We start from the raw sequence: 18,026 nt of genomic DNA, 5'->3' as shown, positions 1-18,026 counted from the left end.
GTGAGGGCTTGACGGGCGGGCCCCGTTTTGAGGACTCTAGGCCTTCGATGACGCGAATCTTGGAAATCGGCCCCGGCCGCGGGGATTTTTTGTTTCACCTGGCGGAGGAGAACCCCTTGGCGACGGTCGTGGGCGTGGAGGTCAAGCCCGGCCGGTGCGAGAAGCTCGCCGTTCGGCTTGAAAAACGGGGTTTGGCGAATGTCGAACTCGTCTGCATGGAGGCCCAGGCCTTCCTGCCCCAGTGTGCGAACGCGGAATTCGCGAAGATCTTCATCCTCTTCTCCGACCCCTGGCCCAAGCGGCGTCACGCCAAGAACCGGCTCTTTCAGGGGAAATTCGTCGCCGAACTCCTGCGCGTCTTGGAACCCGGCGGCCGCGTCTACGTCGCCCATGACGACCCCCGCTACGTCGCCCAGATCCGCGAAACCTTCCGGACCTTCGCGGCGTCGTTCATCCACAAGGAGGACGGCATCGAGTTCGTGACGTTCTACGCCGACAAATGGAGGAAGGAAGGCCGCCTGATCTGGTCCTTCTCGTATGAAAAGATCGATGGCAAGAATCGCGAAGACATAGGAGGTCCGTGTGTCCACATCCCCCTCGAAGAGCTTGGAGACGTTCCCCAATCCGCAACCGGATCGTGACTATGTGATCGAGTCGGTCTGTCCCGAGTTCACCAGCCTCTGCCCCAAGACCGGCCAGCCGGACTTCGCCACGATCACCATCCGCTACGTGCCGGACAAGCTCTGCGTCGAATTGAAGTCGCTCAAGCTGTACTTATGGTCCTTCCGCAACGAAGGGCATTTCTTCGAGAAGGCGACGAATCTCATCCTCAGTGATTTGGTGAAGGCCTGCGCCCCGCGCTGGATGGAGGTGGTGGGCGCCTTCAACGTCCGCGGCGGGATCACCACGACCGTGACGGCAACGCATGGCAGGCCGCGAGATTAGGAATCAACGAGCAACTGTTTTAATCGGCCTCCGACAACAGAGGGGTTCTAGGAGGCCTTTCATGTCAGTGGTCACCGCTGCCCCCGTCGGACAATACCTGCAATGCATTTTTTTGTACGGGGCCCTCAACCCCGCCTTCATTCCATCGCCCGACTTGAGATCGGGCTTGAGCCAAATTTTATCGGGGGAGGGATCGACGGAGGCCAGAAGGCTTGCACAAGACTTGGAGCGGGCGGATTCACCCGACAGATACGCAACGGTTGCAACCTCTCTCAAGGATCACCTCTCACGCGGTTCAGAGATCTCAAGGTTTCTTGTCAGAGGCGCCTCGCGAAAAGCTGAATCCGACGAAGCGTTCCGCCGTTCACTTTCAACCGCTGGGGAGGAAAGCTACGGCAAATTGATTCAAGGGGGTACCGCCGTCTTTGGTCTGGCCCCCCTTCCGACAGCCTCTTCGACCGATCAGGCCGAGACATTGCAGGAAGAAATTTACAGCGCCGTCTTGGCCCGGGAACCGGCCTCCCGTCGCCCGGTGCCGGAGCCCGTCGTGCCGCTCTTCAACCCCGATGATCTCAACTCCGAAGATCTCCGCATTTTGATTCAGGGCATGTCCCCCGAACCGGTCACCCGGAGTCGTTTGGTCGCAGAGATCCGACGGGTCGGCCGTCTTTTGCGGCTGCATGAGGGAAACCGCTCAAGGGAGATCGAGGAACGGGTCGGGCCCATGGAACGGGCGATCTCAGAGGCCTTCGGGATGCATTCGGAGAAGGTCATTTCATTTACGGAATATCGATTTGAGGAGGCCATCTTGGAGCAGTTGGTCCGGCCCTTCGGAGATTTCGGGGAGAGGATTGCCTTTCCCGTGATCCCATTCCTTCCGCAGTTTTATGCGGCTTCGTTTCGCAGCCTGGGCCGTCGACCGAACCCACCCGCGGAGCCATCACATCCAATTCTTCGAGAGGCCCTGGCGCGGATTGCCGGCGTGGTGCGGGAGCTAAAAGGTTGGGAGGACCCCGGCTCATCTTGGGATCGGGATTATCTCGACCGGATGCATACTCTCATCGCGCTGCGGGCCCCGACGGCCACCCTCGTCCTGCAGAGCTGTCTTCCCCCTTCCTCGCTGACCCTGCACGAAGCGGTCGCGCGTTTCGAGGACTTCATTTTTGAACGCGGCTGGGCCCTCAACCGAAGCGCCCTGAGGGCCAGCCTGGAGGATTTGATCGCGGGGCAAGAGCCCCCGGCGGGTCGGGCGGAGCTGGGGTTTCTTTGGGATCTGTTCGGGACGCTGGTCGGGCGCGTTCGCGGTAAGACCGCCGAGCTGGTGGAGGGCTATGGTTGGGTCCGTGCGGAACACTTGCAGATCCTGATTCACGCCTACCTCTTGGAAACCCGTTTGGTCTCCGAATACCTGACGGGAAATGGCCCTGGTTCCCCGCACCCACCGGCCGGCGCGGCCACGAAAACCGGGCCGAATTTTCTAGACGAGCTGGAAGACTCTGTTCACCTGGACCGCGAGATTTCTGAGAATCCGCAGCTCAACTCTCATCGGATGTTCAAAGCGATCTGGGAGGCCATGGTTCAGCGAGGTGAGTTGGTGGCGGAGGGTGAAGGCTACCGACTTGGACGAATCCAGAGGGGAGGGATCGGTGATCCGGCACGGGATCCGCTTCCTCCCCTGTCCTTCACGGAAGAACAACGGCTCTACCGCGAGTTCCTAAGCGTTTATCGGGGAGCCAATCCCAATGAGGACCCCGGTACGAGGAGACCATCCGGCCCGGCATCGTGAGGAATTGGGGAAAGATTCTAGAGAACTTTCCCATTGATTGACCAACCGCCTCGCTTAAGACTTGATCAACTTCATGAACTCTTCGCGGGTTTCCTGGCGGTTCCGGAAGGCCCCCAGCATGGCGGAAGTGACGACGCAGGAGTTCTGCTTCTGAACGCCCCTCATCTGCATGCAGAGGTGCTCGGCCTCGATGACCACCGCGACACCCTTCGGCTCCAAGACCCTTTGCATGGTTTCCGCGATCTGTTTGGTGAGGCGCTCCTGAACTTGGAGACGTCGGGCGAAGACGTCCACGACGCGGGCGATCTTGGAAATGCCGATGATCTTCCGGTTGGGGAGATAGGCGACGTGGCACTTGCCGAAGAACGGAAGCAAATGGTGTTCGCAGAGGCTGTAGATCTCGATGTCCCGCATCGTCACCATTTCGTCCGTGTCCTCCGTGAAGAGGGCCCCGTTCACGACCTCGTCGACGTTCTGACGGTAACCCTGCGTGAGGAAGCGGAGCGCCTTGGCCACGCGGACGGGGGTTCGCTTCAACCCTTCCCTTCGAGGGTCCTCCCCCAACTCCTGCAGAACGGACTCGAACGTGGAGACGAGATTGTCCTCCACCACCCCCTGGGAGCCGATGGGGACGACTTTGTTCTTCGAATTCTTCATGGGCGGTAGGCTATTGATAATAGGCGCTCAAGTCAATCCACCCCTCATGGCCGGCCGTCCACTTGCGGAGTTTGGCGGCCCGCGCCTTCTCGTCCGAGATGTGGTAGGCGAGGACGCGAGACGTGTCGACCTTGAGGTGTTTCTTCAGGAACTCGAGGAAGGCACGCGAGAGTTCGGGACGCGTATGCAGGGGCAGCATGCTCGCCTCGATCAAGAACCACGGCGGCACGGTCTGCGAGGCCCTTTGAGGGATGAGGAAATAGTGCATCAGGACTTCGAAGGCCCTCTCCCAGCTCATGTACGGCGTTTGGCCCGGCAGGAACTGGCCGAAGATCGACGGGTCGGCGAACGTGTCGCCGCTGAAATAGACGGCGAGATCGTTGCCGTTCCAGATCCGGAACCCCAGCGCCGGTAGGGTGTGGAGCGTGTCGTGAAACTGAAACGTCATGCCGTTGATGCGGGTCTTCGCTCGGGGCCGGATCTCGACGAAGCGCCGGTAACCGAAGTCCAGGCGCGCCGCCCCGCGGCCGAGGGCCAAATCGAGCTGGCGGCCGACGTCGTCGAAGATCCGCCGCGTGGTGTAAATACGGGTCTTAGGCCGCCTTTCGAGGATCTTCGGGATGGCGTCCGTGCAGTGGTCCGTGTGGCCGTGGGTGATGATCAGGCCTTCGAGGAGATCGAGCGGGATCCGGTGGGCCTCCAGATACTCCAGGGTGCTCGACGGCGGGTCGACGAAGAGAAAACGTCCCCGGTTCCAGATCATGAAGCCGCTGGTCTCCTCGTGCTTGGCAAATCCGTTCGCCGTGCCTCGGGGCCAAAGGCCCGGCTTTTTGAGGTCGATCGCCTGGCGCCGGACGAATTCGGCCTTCCTCCCGGCCGGTGCCCGCGGCCGGAGGGGGCTTAAAATCTCCGCTTGGGCGTAGGTCTCCAGATTGAGGGCTCCGATCGGGCGCTCCCCTTCCGAGATCCGGAAGAGGTGCGGACGGAGGCGCTCGATCATGAGGCGACCCAGGGTCACGCGCCCGTGTTCATCGAAAAAGTAGATCCGGTACAGGTCGCCCGCGTCCGGCGAAGGAAACGCGCCGATCGACTCCGGTTCGGTGGCTTCATAGGTCTGGCGGAGAAACTCGTCCAAGGCGCGGGCCTCGTCGGCGTTGTCGACGACGAAGACGGGTGTCCGGCGCGTGACGAAATAGTTGTTTCTGAGGAAATCCGCGGCGAGGAAGCCCGTGTTTCTCCGCAGCAGGGTCAGCACGAAAACGGAGGGTGCCGAGGCGCCGGCGGCGAGGACGTCCTTGTTCGACCAGAGGGCGCTTCCGAAATGGATCGCGCCGTCTTCGGTGGCGACGTCCACTCCGCCGAAGGCGGGAAAGGACAGGCGGCTCAAGGGAATGGACGGTTCTCGAAAGAGCCGGACGCCGGGCGCGCCTTCGAGCGAGGGCCGTGGGAGAAAGCCGTTCGCCGTCAGGCAATCGACGAGCGCGGCCGCCGCGCGTGCGGTTTCGGCCGGCCTGAGGGCTGCCCCGCCGCGCAGGCTTTCCAAGGCGCGCATCTCCGTCGCGGACAGGCCCGGGAGGTTGACCCCCGTCGGGCAGAGCCGGACGAGTCCTTGCTGGAGGGCCTGGAGTTCTTGACCTTCGAGCGCCGAGAGCCCCAAGAGCCCCAGCGAGAGAGCAATCTGCATGACGCACCACGTCGTAAGTGGTTGAAAATAAAACGATTTGCGTCAGTCCTCGGGGCTGGGCGTGATAGGTTGCCTAAAAAATATGAGGGCGAACACGAGGTTCGCCGCTACAAGCGAGATGTGGACAATTTTTTATCGATGTAATCGGCGGTGCGGTTGGCGAAGGCCATGATGGTCTCCTGGGGATTGACGCCCAGGGAGGACGGAAAAATCGATCCGTCGGCGATGAAGAGGTTTTGGACGCCGTGGACCTGGCCATTTTCGTCCACGACGCCGTGATCGAAATCAGCCGCCATCCGGCAGGTGCCCAGGGGGTGAAAGGCCGCGATGTCCAGTTCGGTCCGCTTGACCGTATGGGCGTCGAAAGGGGCCAGTCCCGTCTCGGGCGTGATGGGAGACAGACCCTTGATGCCGGTGAAGATCTTTTTGGCCCCCGCCGCCAGGAAGGTCTCCGTCAGGAACCGGATGCCTTTGACGTACTTTTGCAGCTCCCGCCGCCGGATGCTGTAGTAAATGAGGGGCTCCCCGTTCGGGAACCAGCGCACCCAACCCCTCGCCTCGTCGGAGATCAAAAATCCAAAGGAGGCCAGGTGGGCGTATCCCTCCATCATTTCTTTGTGGAGTCCTGGAGGAAGGCTTAGGTTGATCGACCCGAAGGACGGCGGCATGAAGGCCCCTTCGAAGAGGATGCCCTCGTCGTGAAGGCCGTCGTAACCGTAGCCCTGAGGGACCCCTTCCCAGGCCCGAACCTCCTCGTCAAAGACGCCGATGATCTTGCCGGTCGGATGGATGGTTAGGTGGCGCCCGACGTGGCGGTTGTGGAGGGCGATCCGGTTGCTTCTCAAGAGATGCGGCGTCTTCAGCGTGCCCGCGGAGAGCACGACCGCCTTCGCGGAGACGTGGATGCGGCGTTGGGGCCTCCCTTGGGCATCCAAGAAACGCCCGATCACCTCTCCGCCGTGATCCTGCTTGGGAATGATTCTTTCCGCCCGGCAACGCGTGAACAGCCTGGCCCCGAGGGCGACCGCCTGCGGGACGTAGGAGACGTTCACGCTCTGCTTGGCGTCGGTTGGACAGCCGAAGCAGCACATCCCCAATCCGTGACATCCCTTCACGTTGCGCGGGAGCGGGAATCCCTTCAGCCCCCGTGCCTCGAGGCCGCGCCGGAAGATCTTGGAATTGTTTCCCAAGACGGCTTCCTCCACGGGCGAAACGTGCAGGTTTCGCTCGACGCGCTCAAAATACGGGGCGAGGCCTTCGGAGGTCAGTCCGGTCAGGCCGAATTCGGAGCGCCACCGCACGATGATGTTGTCCGGGAGACGGAAGCATGTGCCGGAATTGATGATCGTCGTGCCACCCACGGCGCGTCCCGTGGGCAGGATGATGCAGGGCATGCCCAACGTCATTTGGGTCCCGGCGTTGTGATAGGCCGCCTCGACGATCTCCAGCGCCTCCCGCCCGAAGTCCTTGAGGCCGTAGTAGGCGCCTTCTTCCAGGACCGCCACGGACCGGCCTTTTTCCGCCAGTTCCTTGGCCGCCACGGCGCCCCCCGCCCCGCTGCCGATGACGCAGACATCCACCTCCAGAAAGAGATCCTTGTCGGGATTCTCCGTGTGGGGCGGGAGCGGGCCCGCAGGCTTTGCGGCCGGCGGGGTATAGCCGATCTTTTTGGAGATGACGGGATGCGCGTAATAGGTCGCGCAGGCCGTCGTCTCAAGGAGTTTGTAGAGAAGGCGTCTGACGTAGAACTTCGATTCACGCCACCGGTCGATGCGGCGGCGGCGGCCTTCCTCGTCCAAACGCGTGAAGGGCCGACCCGTGCGGACGAGAGAAGCCCCTTCCAGCAGCCAGAGGACGAGACGGAAAAGCGACTGGATGCTTCGTGAGCACAAGGCCACGTGGTGCTCGATGCGATCCGTGAGCCCGATGTCGTCGGGGGATTCGGTCAAGAGTCCGGTGCGAGGTAAGAGAGCGCCGGCGAAGGTCTTGAGGATCAGGCGTTCGTGGCGCGTGAAGAGACCCACTCGAATCCAGTTAGTAACACACTCGGGAGGGGGCAAGAAGGTTTTTATTCCCGGTCGGCGCCGTCCGGACATCCGGACGGATCGGCCCCGCTTTGTGCGGGAAATCGCCGTGGCACGGCTTGCAACGCCTGTTGGGCGTGGGACGCGAGACGACAACGACGCTCAACGACTGGACGCTGCCCCTGAGGCGCCGCGCCGACGCGTTATTGAAAGACGGCCGGATGGAAGAGGCCGCCGAACTCCTCGTCCGCATCCGCACGCTCTATCGACACGGCGAACAACCACGAAAGCCAGGAGGAACCCATGAACCGATTCATCCGGAACGAAGATCCGAGGATCCCGGCCACCGTTACACCCGAGTCTGACGGAGGGCTGCGCATCGAGGAACGCGGCGCGGAACCGCCGGTACCGGCGCCGGCCTACGGGGGCTATCGCCGCGTGATCGAAGGCCGCGGAACGGTCTGCGTGCCATTGGCCGCGTCCGGGGACATCCCCGGCCCCTGCCCGAACCTGGACGCCGAACCAGCGATGCCCGCAGAGGAGATTCAGAGGCTTTGGAACCAGGTCTTGGCGGAATCCAACAAACAGACGACGCGGCAGATCGGGGAACAGGCCAAACGGTCCGACGAGGACAAGACGAAAAAGCTCGAGAGATTGCTCCGGCTCGCGCTCAACTCCGGCGACATCGACACGGCGATGCTGCTCTTCTCGAGCCTTGAGTCCCGCAGGGCCAATGACCTGGCCGCGGGCCTCATGAACCGCATGCAGCAGCTGCAAAAGGAGCGGCAGGATCTCACCGCGAGCATCGGGAAGTCCGGCGACGAAAAGAAGGACGCTCAACAAGCCCAGAGCATTAACGCCAAGGTCGGCGACTTGAATACGGAGATGAACATGTTGCAGACTTTTCTGCAGGACGTCCAATCGCACAAGAACGAGGTCCAGCAGCTGGCGAGCAACTACCTCAAGTCCCGCCACGACACGGCGATGGGGATCATTCGGAATATGGGATAAGAAGTTTTTCAAGCTCCGGGGCCGTCAGGCTTTGCCCGATGAGGCTCTTCAAGACCTCACCCTCCGGCGTCAGGATCAGGAACGTCGGCCAGCCGACAACGCCGTAACGCTCCACCATGGCCTTGCAGTCAGGCGTCTCCTCCGTGCAATCCACCTTGAGGGGGACGAAATGCTCGGAGAGGTACTGTTGAAAACCGGGTTCCGAAAACGTTCCCTTCTCCATCTCGACGCACGGCAAACACCAAGACGCGAAGAAGTCCATGAAGATGGGTTTGCCTGAGGTCCGGGCCAGCCGGAAGCCCTCCTCGACGGAGCGGATCCAAAACGCATTCCGCGTTTCGACGACTTCCCCACCCCTTCCGGCGAGCTGCCCGTAGACGACCGAACCGTAGTAGAAAGCCGGGACGAGAAGAAGGACCGCGAATGTGCGCTTGATCCAGACGGTGAACGGGCCCCCGTGCACCTTGGCGGCAAGCCGCTGGTAGAACGTTCCGACGGCGAGGAAGAGGCTTCCCATGCCCAGTCCGTAGAAAAACAGCAGCGTGAAGCCGTGGACCACGTCCTTCTCCCTGGCGACGTACAGGAGGAGAGACGCAATGATCGGCCCCACGCAAGGGGCCGCCAGAAAACCGACCGTGACGCCCGAGAGGATGGACCCCGTCACACCCGCCCCCCCCAATTTGGCCAAAAAGTTCCGGAGGGCCATCGGTGCCTGGATCTCGAAAAGTCCAAAGAGCGAGAGGGAAAAAGCGGTGTAAAGGACGACGCCGAACAACAGAAAATAGGGGCTCTGAAAGAGGAACCCCAGGCTCTTGCCCAGGAGCGAGGCGGCCAGTCCCATCAAGGCGTAGGTGAGAGACATGGAGAGGACGAGAAAGAGCGAGAGCGCGAAGTTCTTAGCCAGACTCGTCTCCTGCTTGCGGACGCCGATGAAGGCGAGCGTGATGGGGATGATCGGCAGCACGCAGGGCGTGAAGGCGCTTCCCAACCCGCCCAGAAAGACCGCCAGCAGCGCGAAGAGAAAGCCCTTCTTATGGATGACCTCGAGGGGGTCTGCGATGAACGGTTGGGAGACGTCCTGGGCGACGGAGGACCGGAGCGTGACGGGGAGAGCCAGATCCTTTCTCATGAGCCGGAAGCACAGCTTTTCCGAGCATCCCTGGTACTCGAGGCGCAGGATGAGCGTCGTTTCGCCTTCCCGCGCCCCGGGTTTTGGTTTCACGCGCGTATTGAGGACGGCGGTCTCAAAATAGACTTCCTCGTCTTGGCCCGTGAAGGGGTCTTTCATTTTGACCGCGGGCGACAGGGTGACCGGCGCGAGCTCGTAGCCCTCTCCCTCCGCAAGGATGAGGGCCATCTTGTCCTTATGAAGGTAGTAACCCGGCGGAATGAGGAAGGTGATTTCGACGGGCGTTTCCCCTCCCGGAAAGACCCTGCGGGACGAAAGATCGACGGTAAAGGAGAAGGGGTCGGACGGTTGGGCCCAGAGCAAGGCCGGAAAAAGAGCGAGAAAGGCAATTTTTGCGAGGAATTTCATGACGGTTTTTGCTATCATAACCCTCTCGTTGGTCAAAGCGCCAACGGTGAACGGATGAAACGCACCCATCAGACCCTCCTCCAATCGGCATTTCGAATCGCCAAGTCGACCAAGGCCAAGGCGGTTCTCCTCTTTCTCGATCCATTGGGGGAATTGCCCGACTTGGAAGTTCCGAAGGGATGCGCCCTCCTCTTCGTGACGCGAAAATCAAAAGACGAGCTGGAGGGGCTATTTCCGGACGGACTTCCCGCCTCCAGCCCTGTGGTCATGCTCCCCAAGATCGACATGACCCGCATCGGACTCGTGAAGATGGCCGTGGCGCTGGCGATCTCCAACCGGCTGATCGAGTTGGGCGACAAGATCGTGTTCGTCGCCGGGCATCCGGAGCTCAACTCCCTCGACGCCATCTTCTCTCTGGATACGGCCACGGAGTCGGAGATCCTGACGACCCAGGGCGTCGCCGGCATTTCGGAAAGCGTCAATCCCGAGGTCTTCCAGACCGCCCTGGCGATCGCGCTGGAGCTGGCGAGCCGCGGCCGCGAGGGAAAGCCCATCGGGACCATCTTTGTGATCGGCGACGAGGAGAAAGTTCTGCAGCTCTCCAAGCAGATGATCATCAACCCCTTCAAGGGGTATTCGGACGACGAGAGGAACCTCCTGAATCCCGGTCTCAAGGAGACGCTCCGCGAGTTCTCGGCCCTGGACGGCGCCTTTGTCATAGGGCGGGACGGTCTGGTGCTGACCGCCGGACGCTACCTGGGCGCGGCTTCCGATGAGGCCACGATTCCCCGTGGCCTGGGCTCCCGCCACATCGCCGCGTCGGGCATCACGGCGATGACTCAGGCAATCGCCATCGTCATCTCCGAGTCCACGGGTGACGTGAGAATATTCAAGAACGGCAAGATTATCATGGAAATCGAGAAGCCGATTAGGGTACCACAGGCGTCCTAAGAGAGGTGCAGACCATGGAAAAGAAAGAACATGCGACCCGCTTCGACGCCGTCGAGACCGACAAGCGGATCATCGACCAGAGGCTCCGCAAGCACGCCATCTCCCCCGCGGAATACCAAAAGATCCTCAAGAACGCCCCGGACGACAAGGAGTCAGCCGAGGAACTCGTCGTCGCGAAGGAGACCAACCAATAGTCAGGTGTAGGGGCGAACCTCGTGGTCGCCTTATTCGGGCAGATTCGAAAAAATCCCTTCCACGGAGACGTTCGACTGAAAGACCCGTGCGAACTCCTCCAGAACCACCTGTTTGACCTCCCGGAGCGAGGGGGACCAGCCCATCTCTTTTTCCATCGACGTCACGCCGCGGTCTTTGATGCCGCAGGGATGGATGTTCCGGAAGGGCGCGAGGTCGCAGGTCACGTTGAGGGCGAATCCGTGCGTGGTGACGCCTCTTTCGATCCGGAGTCCCAGGGCCGCGATCTTCCTGTCTCCGCCGATCCACAGTCCGGGATGCTCCGGGTCCCTCTCCCCTTCCAGTTGGAACCGGGCGAGCGTCCGCAAAAGGCATTCCTCGATTTTCCAAACGAGCTTGGGGACGGGGTCGCTGAGGCGGAAGATGAGGTAACCCACGAGCTGGCCGGGACCGTGATAGGTCATGCGGCCGCCCCGGTCGGTCTTGACCAAGGCCGCCCCGCCGTCGCGGAGGCTCTTGGGATCGACGAGAAGATCGGCCGCCGAATCCCTCCGTCCCATCGTGTAGACCGGCGGGTGTTCCAAGAGGAGAAGATGGTCGGAGACGGCGTTGCGCCGGCGGAGCGCGGCGAGCCTCTTCTGCCAGGCGAGGGCCTCGTCGTAGGGAACAATGCCTAGGTCCGAACAAATAATCATAATAGCGTGGGATCCCTCCGGGCATCCCCCGAGCCCCCTTGTCACGCTCGCACTGGCTAAGCCGGTTGCTCTCTCCTAAAGCTCTTCTATCATCTTATGGCTCCCCTTCCACTCCCGCAAGTGGGGGGTCACCCGGCCCTGATCGTCGTATTCAAGGGCCGCGTAGGTCAGCCGGACGATGCGTCCGGGATTGGAGATCTCGAGCGAGATCTTCTCGCTCCAGAGACCCGTATTCACGTAGAATTTTCCGGGGGCGAATTCCCTGAGCACCGCGTAATGGGTGTGGCCGAACACGACCACGTGGGTGTCCCGCTCGGAGAGAAGGATCTTCTTTGCCTCCCGGTCGAGTTTCGGGCTGATGGGGACCTCCTTGAGAATCTGCAGCGTCTTGACGAAGGAAGACCGCCGGTGCGGGTCGCGTCGGAAACGCAGCCAAACGAAATAGAAGACGATCCGGAAGATGGAGCGGAATGCGAAGAGCGTGTCGTGGATGAGGGCCCACCGGAGGTAATGCTTGAAAGGAAAAATTTTGTCGAAATACGGGCGCTCCCGCTTCACCTTGTTGAGGTAGTGGATGACGAAGAAGCTGCCCCAGGGCAGGTTCACCACGGGAGACGGCAGATTTTCGGTCAGAAAGTAGCGCCTCGTGTCATAGGCGTTGTCCGCGAAATACTGGTTGCCGTGCTCGACCAGGACGCCGTCGAAGCGATAGCGGCCGGTGACGATCCGGGTCCGAGGTCCGATGGACTCTTGGAGAAGCCGATGCACCGCGGCGAACAACAGCCCCGGGTCGTGGTTGCCGAGGACGAACGTGACCGAGCGCCGGGAGGAATCGGCGAATCGCCTCAGGGCGGCGAACAGCCCCGGATGTCCTTCCAGGATCTCGCGTGTCCTCGAAACTGCGGCCGCCTCGTCGATGATCTCGGGGCTCGGATCCGCCGGATCCGTTTGAAGGTGGTTGAAGAAATCCCCGTTCAGGATGAGTTCGACCTCGCTTTTTGCGAACTCCCCGCCCGCGTGGTGGTCGAGGAATTCGATGAAAGCGTCGTCATGGTGGAAGTCTTCCAGGTGGTTTAAGTTACCGCCAGGCAGGTATTTTCCGCGTCCGACGTGAAAATCGCTCGCGACGAGCTTTAGCTTTCGCGGTGCCGTAGCATCCCCCATCGTTTAATCGGGGGATCCCTTCGGGCATCCCCCGAGCCCCGTTGGCACGTTCGCACCGGCCAAGCCGGATGCTCACTCCTATCCACGAAGCAGTCGCCAACCGATTCGTGTGTACTGGACGGCCGTCACGGCCGTGAGGGCCGTCGTGGTTCCGAGAACGTACGACCACAGCGTATCATAGGGAAGGTCGCCAAGATAGGAGCGGGCGGCGGCCATGTCCTGGGTGCGCGTGAAGGCCGCGAAAACGGTCAGGATCTGAAAGAACGTCGTGAACTTGGAGAGATACGTGGGCTGGTAGACGATCGTGACCCGGCTCCTCTTGAGGATGACGAGGCCCACGGAGATGAGAGCGTCGCGGGTGAAGACCAGAAAGGTGACGGGCCACGGCAGGAATCCGCCCATGGTCAGCGAAAGAAAACCGGCGAACATGAGCAGCTTATCGGCGACGGGATCGAGAAAGGCGCCGAGGCTTGTCCTCTGCCGGAGGACGCGGGCGATGGTTCCGTCGATCAAGTCGGTGGCGGCCGCCGCGAGAAAAACCGGATAGGCCAAGTCCCAGCGCCCCAGGATTCCGAAATAGAGAAGCACGAACGAGGCGCCCATGCGGAAGTACGTGAGCAGATTTGGAACAGTGATCGCGCTCATAGCGACGGGTTTTGACATGATTCAACGTTCTTGGAAATGGAGGAATTTGGAGTAGTGCTTGTCGTCGACGACGGCCTCGAGATGGATGCCGTCGGGCCTGTCCTCGCGCTTCAGCACCCGCCCCGTGCGGTAGATGACCGAAAGCGCCGCCCCCGCCTCGTAGGGAAGGCGGAGGGCCACGAAGCGAAACGACTCGGAAAGCTTACGATCGACCGCTTCCAGGAGGCTTTCGACCCCCTGCCCCGTCAGCGCTGAAATGGCGAGGTGGTTCGGGTCATGGCCGTTCCCTCCCAAGTCCGATTTGTTAAAGACCTTCAGCAGCGGCTTGCGGTGGAGGCCGAGCTCCTCCAGAACCCGGTCGACGACGGTCACTTGTTCTTCGGTATGCGGATGGCTTGCATCGATCACGTGCAGGAGAAGGCTGGACCCCTCCACCTCCTCGAAGGTCGCGCGGAAGGATTCGACGAGTTGGTGGGGCAGCTTCCGGACGAAGCCGACGGTGTCGGAGAGAAGGATCTCGCGCCCGGACGGGAGCTTCAAGCGCCGGACGGTCGGGTCGAGGGTCGCGAAGAGCTTGTCTTCCACGAGCACGGCCGCATTGGTCAGGCGGTTCATGAGGGTCGACTTGCCGGCGTTGGTGTAGCCCACGAGCGAGACGGTGGCGATGGGGAGTTCGTTCCGCCTTCCGCGGTGCAGCCCCCGGTGCGATTGCACGCGCTTGAGTTCCTTGCGGACGAATGAGATCCGTTCCTTCGCCTTCCGGCGGTCCATCTCGAGCTTCGTTTCGCCGGGACCCCGGGTTCCGATGCCGCCGGCGAGCTGGGAGAATTCCGACCCCCGTCCGGCGAGTCTCGGGAGGAGATAGCGAAGCTGCGCCAATTCGACCTGGAGTTTGCCCTCGCGGGTGCGCGCGCGCCGCGCAAAGATGTCGAGAATCAGGCCCGTCCGGTCGATGACCTTCCGGCCGAGGATTTTTTCCAAATTCCGGTTTTGCGAGGGGGTCAAGTCCTCATCGAAGATGACCGTCTGCGCGCCCAAGACCCCGGCGCTCGTCCCCAAGGCCGCCGCCCTTCCCTGGCCGATAAAGGTGGCCGGATGGATGTCCCGCAATTCGTGAAGCTCCGAGGCAAGCACCTCGGCGCCCGCGGTTTCCGCGAGGCGCTGGAGCTCATCCAAGGACGTTTGTTGGTTGGATCTGTTGCGCTTCGCGTCGAAGACGCCCACGAGAAGCGCCCTTTCGAAACCATTACTGGAGTATCGTGACGGGTGACCCAAAGAGTTGATCAACCTCCCTGATGAGCGTGCTTGAGGGATCGACCTTCAATCCCTCCGGCAACACCAAAATGGTCTCACCCTTCGCGGAATCCTTCAAGTGGATGAATGCGGAGGCCTCCCCCCGATGGCGGGCCAGGAGCGACTTGAGGGTTTCGAGCTGGTCCCGGCGAATGCCGCCTTCCGGGAGGTGAAAGTGAACCTCCCTCCTCGCGCGGCCGGAGCCATACCCTTCCGGCGCCGCGTAGAAGGTCGGGTTGACGGCCACCAGGTCCTTGAGGCGCACGATCTCGCGGGCAATGAGCTTGACGCTCTCCTCCTCCGCGTCGACCGTTCCCCGGACAAAGAGGGGCTCGTCGGTCTTGAGCAGGGCGTGCGAGCGTGCATACAGGTCGGAGAAAACGATGACCGGCACCGTCCCCTTGAGGTCCTCGAACGTGACGAAGCCCATGCGGTCGCCCTTCTTGGTGACGGTCTCGCGCAGGGCCGAGACGACACCGCCCAGGCTGATGGTCTTGCCGGCGTCCGCTTCGGTCATGCCCCGAACGGCCTCGGTGTCGAGTGTCGAGCGTTTCTTGAGCTCATCGGCCACGTCGGTCAGGGGATGGCCCGTGATGTAGAAACCCAGCGATTCCTTTTCGAAGGAAAGCTTCTCGCGTTTTTCCCACTCCGGACCGGGCGGGAGGGTCTCAGCCTCCGGGCCGTCCCCGCCCGACTCGAAGAGACCGGTCTGGCCCGTGGACTTCGACTTCTGCAAGCGGGCCGCCTTCTCCAGTTGATCCTCGACGGCGGCGAAGATCCGGGCGCGGGCGAGCCCCAAGCCGTCGAAGGCGCCGCACTTGACGAGACTCTCCACCACGCGGCGGTTGACGCGCCGGCCGTCGATCTCGGCGCAGAACTGACCAAAGGTCTTGAAGCCCCCGGCGCGCTCCCGGGCCTCGATCATCGACTCGATCGCGGCCTCGCCCACGTTCTTGACCGCGGCCAGCCCGAAACGGATCTGCTTCTCCCCCACGACCGTGAAGGCGCTCGCGCTCTGGTTGATGTCGGGCGGCAGGACCTGAATGCCGTGCTCCCGCGCGTCCTGGATGAAAAGCAGCACCTTGTCCGTGTTCCCCATGTCGTGCGTGAGCAGGGCCGCCGTGTATTCCGTCGGATGATGCGTCTTGAGGTAGGCCGTCTGATAAGAGACGAACGCGTAGGCCGCCGAGTGCGACTTGTTGAAGCCGTACTCCGCGAATTTGGCCATGAGGTCGAAGATCTTTTCGGCCTTTTTCGGGTTGATCTTGTTCCTCTCGCAGCCCTCGAGGAACTTGCCGCGCTGCTCGGCCATCTCGTCCGCCTTCTTCTTGCCCATCGCGCGGCGGAGGATATCGGCGTCGCCGAGCGAAAAGCCGGCCATGGCAGAGGCGATCTGCATGACCTGTTCCTGATACACGATGATGCCGTAGGTCTCTTGAAGGATGTTTTCCAGAACAGGCAGTTCGTACTTGACCGGGACCTTGCCGTGCTTGCGGTTGATGAACTCGTCGACCATGCCGCTGCCCAGCGGACCCGGGCGGTAGAGGGCGACCAGGGCGATCAGGTCGGGGAAGATCGTGGGCTTCATCTTCATGATGAGCTCGCGCATCCCCGAACTTTCCAGCTGGAAGATGCCCGTCGTGTCGCCCGTCGAAAGCCGCTTGTAGACCTCGGGGTCGTCCAAGGGGATCTCGTTGATCTTGATCGGCGTCCCTTTCGTCCGCTGGATCATCTTGAGCGTGTCGTCGATGACGGTCAGGGTCTTGAGCCCCAGGAAGTCGAACTTGATGAGTCCCACCTTCTCGATCGCCTTCATGTCGTACTGGGCGACGATTTCGTCGTTGTTGCCCTTGTAAAGCGGCATGAAGTTGACCAGCGGCTGGTCGGACATGACGATGCCCGCGGCGTGCGTCGAGGCGTGGCGCGTGAGCCCTTCCAGGGCCCGTCCGATCTTCAAGAGCTGCTTGACCTGCGGGTCCTTCGATTCGAGTTCGCGAAGCTGAGGCTCGGCCTTCAAGGCGTCTTCGAGCGTGATGTTCAGCGTATTGGGGACGAGCTTCGCGATCTTGTCGACGTCCTTGTACGCCATGTTCATCACGCGGCCGACGTCGCGGATGACGGCCTTGGCCTTCATCTTTCCAAAGGTGATGATCTGGCTCACGTTCCCGTATTTTTGCTGCACGTACTGGATCACCTTCTCCCGCTGGTTCATGCAGAAATCGATGTCCATGTCGGGCATGCTGACGCGCTCGGGGTTGAGGAACCGCTCGAAGAGGAGGTTGTACGGGATCGGGTCGATGTCCGTGATTTTGAGGCAAAAGGCGACCAAGCTCCCGGCGGCGGATCCGCGTCCGGGACCGACGGGAATGTCGTGACCCTTGGCGTAGTTGATGAAGTCCGCGACGATGAGGAAATAGCCGGAGAATCCCATCTTCCGGATCATTTCGAGCTCGCCCTTCAGGCGATCGACGTACTTGTCCTTGACCGTCGCCAGGTCGCCGTCCTTGAGCGTCGTCTTGACGAAGTTCCAGCGCTCCTCAAAGCCCTTCCAGGTCTCCTCCTCCAAGTGCTCGTCCAGCGTCTTTTTTGCCGGCGGCTCGAACTTGGGGAAATAGTAGGTCTTGAAGTCGAGCTCCAGGTTGCAGCGGTCGGCGACCGCGACCGACGCCTGCACCGCCTCCGGCCGGTCGGTGAAGAGGGCCGCCATCTCCTCGGCCGTGTGCATGAAGAACTCGTCGGTGGAGAACCGCATCCGGTCGTCGTCCTGGAGGGTCTTGCCCGTCTGGATGCAAAGCAGCGCCTCGTGCATCGGGGCGTCCTCGCGGTTCAGGTAATGGCAGTCGTTCGTGGCCACGGCCGGGATCGAGAGTTCCCGGGACAGCTCGAAGAGGACACCGTTCAGCCGCTTCTGCTCCGGCAGGCTCGACCCCTGCACCTCCAGATAGAACCGGTCGTCGAAGATCGACCGGAAGTCTTCAGCCACCCTTCGGGCCCCCGCCACCCCTCCGCTCATGGCCGCCTCCGCCATCTCGCCGGAGAGACAGCCGGAAAGGGCGATGATCCCCTTGGCGTGAGCCTTTAAAAACTCCTTATCCGTCCTAGGCTTATAGTAAAAACCCTCGAGATAGCCTGAAGTAATGATCTTGCAGAGGTTGCGGTAGCCCTCGATGTCCTGGGCGAGCAAGGTCAGGTGATGGTAGGGTTCCCTTCCCTGCCGGACCTTTTTCTCGAACCGGCTACCGTCGGATTGGATGTAGATCTCGCATCCCAAGATGGGCTTGATGCCCTTCTTCTTGGCCGCCTGGTAGAACTCGATGCCGCCGAAGAGGTTGCCGTGGTCGGTGATGGCGACGGCCGGCATGCCCAGCGCCTTCGCCTTGGCGACCAAGGCGTCGATCGTGATAGCGCCGTCCAGGAGCGAGTACTGGGTATGAAGATGCAG

The 18,026-nt window shown here is 61.7% G+C and carries 16 protein-coding genes; 7 read left to right on the top strand and 9 right to left on the bottom strand.

What is annotated here, in order from left to right:
- The first annotated feature begins 47 nt into the window (after positions 1-47).
- The 3 genes from VLJ37_10020 to VLJ37_10010 all read left to right on the top strand — a co-directional run bounded on the left by VLJ37_10020 (position 48) and on the right by VLJ37_10010 (position 2,731).
- Entirely contained in the window at positions 48-641 is a 594-nt protein-coding gene (locus tag VLJ37_10020; protein ID HSA60005.1) for a methyltransferase domain-containing protein, read from the top strand.
- On the top strand, positions 583-945 hold the full coding sequence (queF, locus tag VLJ37_10015) for a preQ(1) synthase (protein HSA60004.1): 363 nt from the start codon (positions 583-585) through the stop codon (positions 943-945). Before VLJ37_10020 ends, queF begins: the two co-directional genes overlap by 59 nt.
- Before the next feature lie 400 nt (positions 946-1,345).
- Positions 1,346-2,731, top strand: a complete 1,386-nt coding sequence (locus VLJ37_10010) for a hypothetical protein (protein ID HSA60003.1) — start codon at positions 1,346-1,348, stop codon at positions 2,729-2,731.
- 54 nt (positions 2,732-2,785) lie between these two features.
- Here VLJ37_10010 and folE read toward each other — a convergent pair whose 3' ends face one another.
- The 3 genes from folE to VLJ37_09995 all read right to left on the bottom strand — a co-directional run bounded on the left by folE (position 2,786) and on the right by VLJ37_09995 (position 7,096).
- The gene (folE, locus tag VLJ37_10005) at positions 2,786-3,388 is read right to left on the bottom strand and encodes a GTP cyclohydrolase I FolE (protein HSA60002.1); all 603 of its coding nucleotides are present in this window, start codon (positions 3,386-3,388) and stop codon (positions 2,786-2,788) included.
- A 10-nt stretch (positions 3,389-3,398) separates the two neighbouring features.
- Entirely contained in the window at positions 3,399-5,072 is a 1,674-nt protein-coding gene (locus VLJ37_10000; protein ID HSA60001.1) for an MBL fold metallo-hydrolase, read from the bottom strand.
- Positions 5,073-5,179: 107 nt separating this feature from the next.
- Positions 5,180-7,096: a GMC family oxidoreductase N-terminal domain-containing protein gene (locus VLJ37_09995; protein HSA60000.1), complete on the bottom strand. Its 1,917-nt coding sequence runs from the start codon at positions 7,094-7,096 to the stop codon at positions 5,180-5,182.
- A 119-nt stretch (positions 7,097-7,215) separates the two neighbouring features.
- Between VLJ37_09995 and VLJ37_09990 the strand changes: the two genes are divergently transcribed.
- Together VLJ37_09990 and VLJ37_09985 are read left to right on the top strand one after the other, a co-directional pair.
- Positions 7,216-7,461 (top strand): hypothetical protein, encoded by a 246-nt coding sequence (locus VLJ37_09990; GenBank protein HSA59999.1) that lies wholly within the window; start codon positions 7,216-7,218, stop codon positions 7,459-7,461.
- Entirely contained in the window at positions 7,400-8,107 is a 708-nt protein-coding gene (locus VLJ37_09985) for a hypothetical protein (GenBank protein HSA59998.1), read from the top strand. Before VLJ37_09990 ends, VLJ37_09985 begins: the two co-directional genes overlap by 62 nt.
- Here the strand turns inward: VLJ37_09985 and VLJ37_09980 are convergent.
- The gene (locus VLJ37_09980) at positions 8,088-9,644 is read right to left on the bottom strand and encodes a cytochrome c biogenesis protein CcdA (protein ID HSA59997.1); all 1,557 of its coding nucleotides are present in this window, start codon (positions 9,642-9,644) and stop codon (positions 8,088-8,090) included. The genes VLJ37_09985 and VLJ37_09980 overlap by 20 nt on opposite strands.
- Before the next feature lie 54 nt (positions 9,645-9,698).
- Here VLJ37_09980 and VLJ37_09975 point away from each other — a divergent pair, with 54 nt between their 5' ends.
- Entirely contained in the window at positions 9,699-10,595 is an 897-nt protein-coding gene (locus VLJ37_09975; GenBank protein HSA59996.1) for a diadenylate cyclase, read from the top strand.
- Positions 10,596-10,609: 14 nt separating this feature from the next.
- A complete protein-coding gene (locus VLJ37_09970; GenBank protein ID HSA59995.1) occupies positions 10,610-10,789 on the top strand; it encodes a hypothetical protein in 180 nt (59 codons plus the stop codon).
- A gap of 30 nt (positions 10,790-10,819) precedes the next feature.
- Here VLJ37_09970 and lipB read toward each other — a convergent pair whose 3' ends face one another.
- From lipB to dnaE, 5 genes are all read right to left on the bottom strand, one after another.
- Positions 10,820-11,482, bottom strand: a complete 663-nt coding sequence (gene lipB, locus VLJ37_09965) for a lipoyl(octanoyl) transferase LipB (protein HSA59994.1) — start codon at positions 11,480-11,482, stop codon at positions 10,820-10,822.
- A 75-nt stretch (positions 11,483-11,557) separates the two neighbouring features.
- Complete coding sequence (locus VLJ37_09960; protein ID HSA59993.1) at positions 11,558-12,646, bottom strand: metallophosphoesterase; 1,089 nt, start codon at positions 12,644-12,646, stop codon at positions 11,558-11,560.
- Positions 12,647-12,724: 78 nt separating this feature from the next.
- On the bottom strand, positions 12,725-13,291 hold the full coding sequence (locus tag VLJ37_09955; protein HSA59992.1) for a CDP-alcohol phosphatidyltransferase family protein: 567 nt from the start codon (positions 13,289-13,291) through the stop codon (positions 12,725-12,727).
- 21 nt (positions 13,292-13,312) lie between these two features.
- Entirely contained in the window at positions 13,313-14,566 is a 1,254-nt protein-coding gene (gene hflX / locus VLJ37_09950; protein ID HSA59991.1) for a GTPase HflX, read from the bottom strand.
- Positions 14,538-18,026: DNA polymerase III subunit alpha (dnaE, locus tag VLJ37_09945; GenBank protein ID HSA59990.1), on the bottom strand; the 3,489-nt coding region annotated here is incomplete at its 5' end. The genes hflX and dnaE, both read right to left, overlap by 29 nt.

Source organism: bacterium, from assembly GCA_035454885.1.
GTDB lineage: Bacteria > UBA10199 > UBA10199 > JACPAL01.
The sequence above is the reverse complement of the archived record's forward strand: the minus strand, read 5'-3'. Positions and strand labels throughout refer to the sequence as shown.

Coding starts and splice junctions, on each gene's coding strand:
- VLJ37_09980 (HSA59997.1), bottom strand. CDS start 9,644: ATGAAATTCCTCGCAAAAATTGCCTTTCTCGCTCTTTTTCCGGCCTTG.
- VLJ37_10020 (HSA60005.1), top strand. CDS start 48: ATGACGCGAATCTTGGAAATCGGCCCCGGCCGCGGGGATTTTTTGTTT.
- VLJ37_09960 (HSA59993.1), bottom strand. CDS start 12,646: ATGGGGGATGCTACGGCACCGCGAAAGCTAAAGCTCGTCGCGAGCGAT.
- folE (HSA60002.1), bottom strand. CDS start 3,388: ATGAAGAATTCGAAGAACAAAGTCGTCCCCATCGGCTCCCAGGGGGTG.
- VLJ37_10000 (HSA60001.1), bottom strand. CDS start 5,072: ATGCAGATTGCTCTCTCGCTGGGGCTCTTGGGGCTCTCGGCGCTCGAA.
- VLJ37_09975 (HSA59996.1), top strand. CDS start 9,699: ATGAAACGCACCCATCAGACCCTCCTCCAATCGGCATTTCGAATCGCC.
- VLJ37_09955 (HSA59992.1), bottom strand. CDS start 13,291: ATGAGCGCGATCACTGTTCCAAATCTGCTCACGTACTTCCGCATGGGC.
- VLJ37_09985 (HSA59998.1), top strand. CDS start 7,400: ATGAACCGATTCATCCGGAACGAAGATCCGAGGATCCCGGCCACCGTT.
- lipB (HSA59994.1), bottom strand. CDS start 11,482: ATGATTATTTGTTCGGACCTAGGCATTGTTCCCTACGACGAGGCCCTC.
- VLJ37_09970 (HSA59995.1), top strand. CDS start 10,610: ATGGAAAAGAAAGAACATGCGACCCGCTTCGACGCCGTCGAGACCGAC.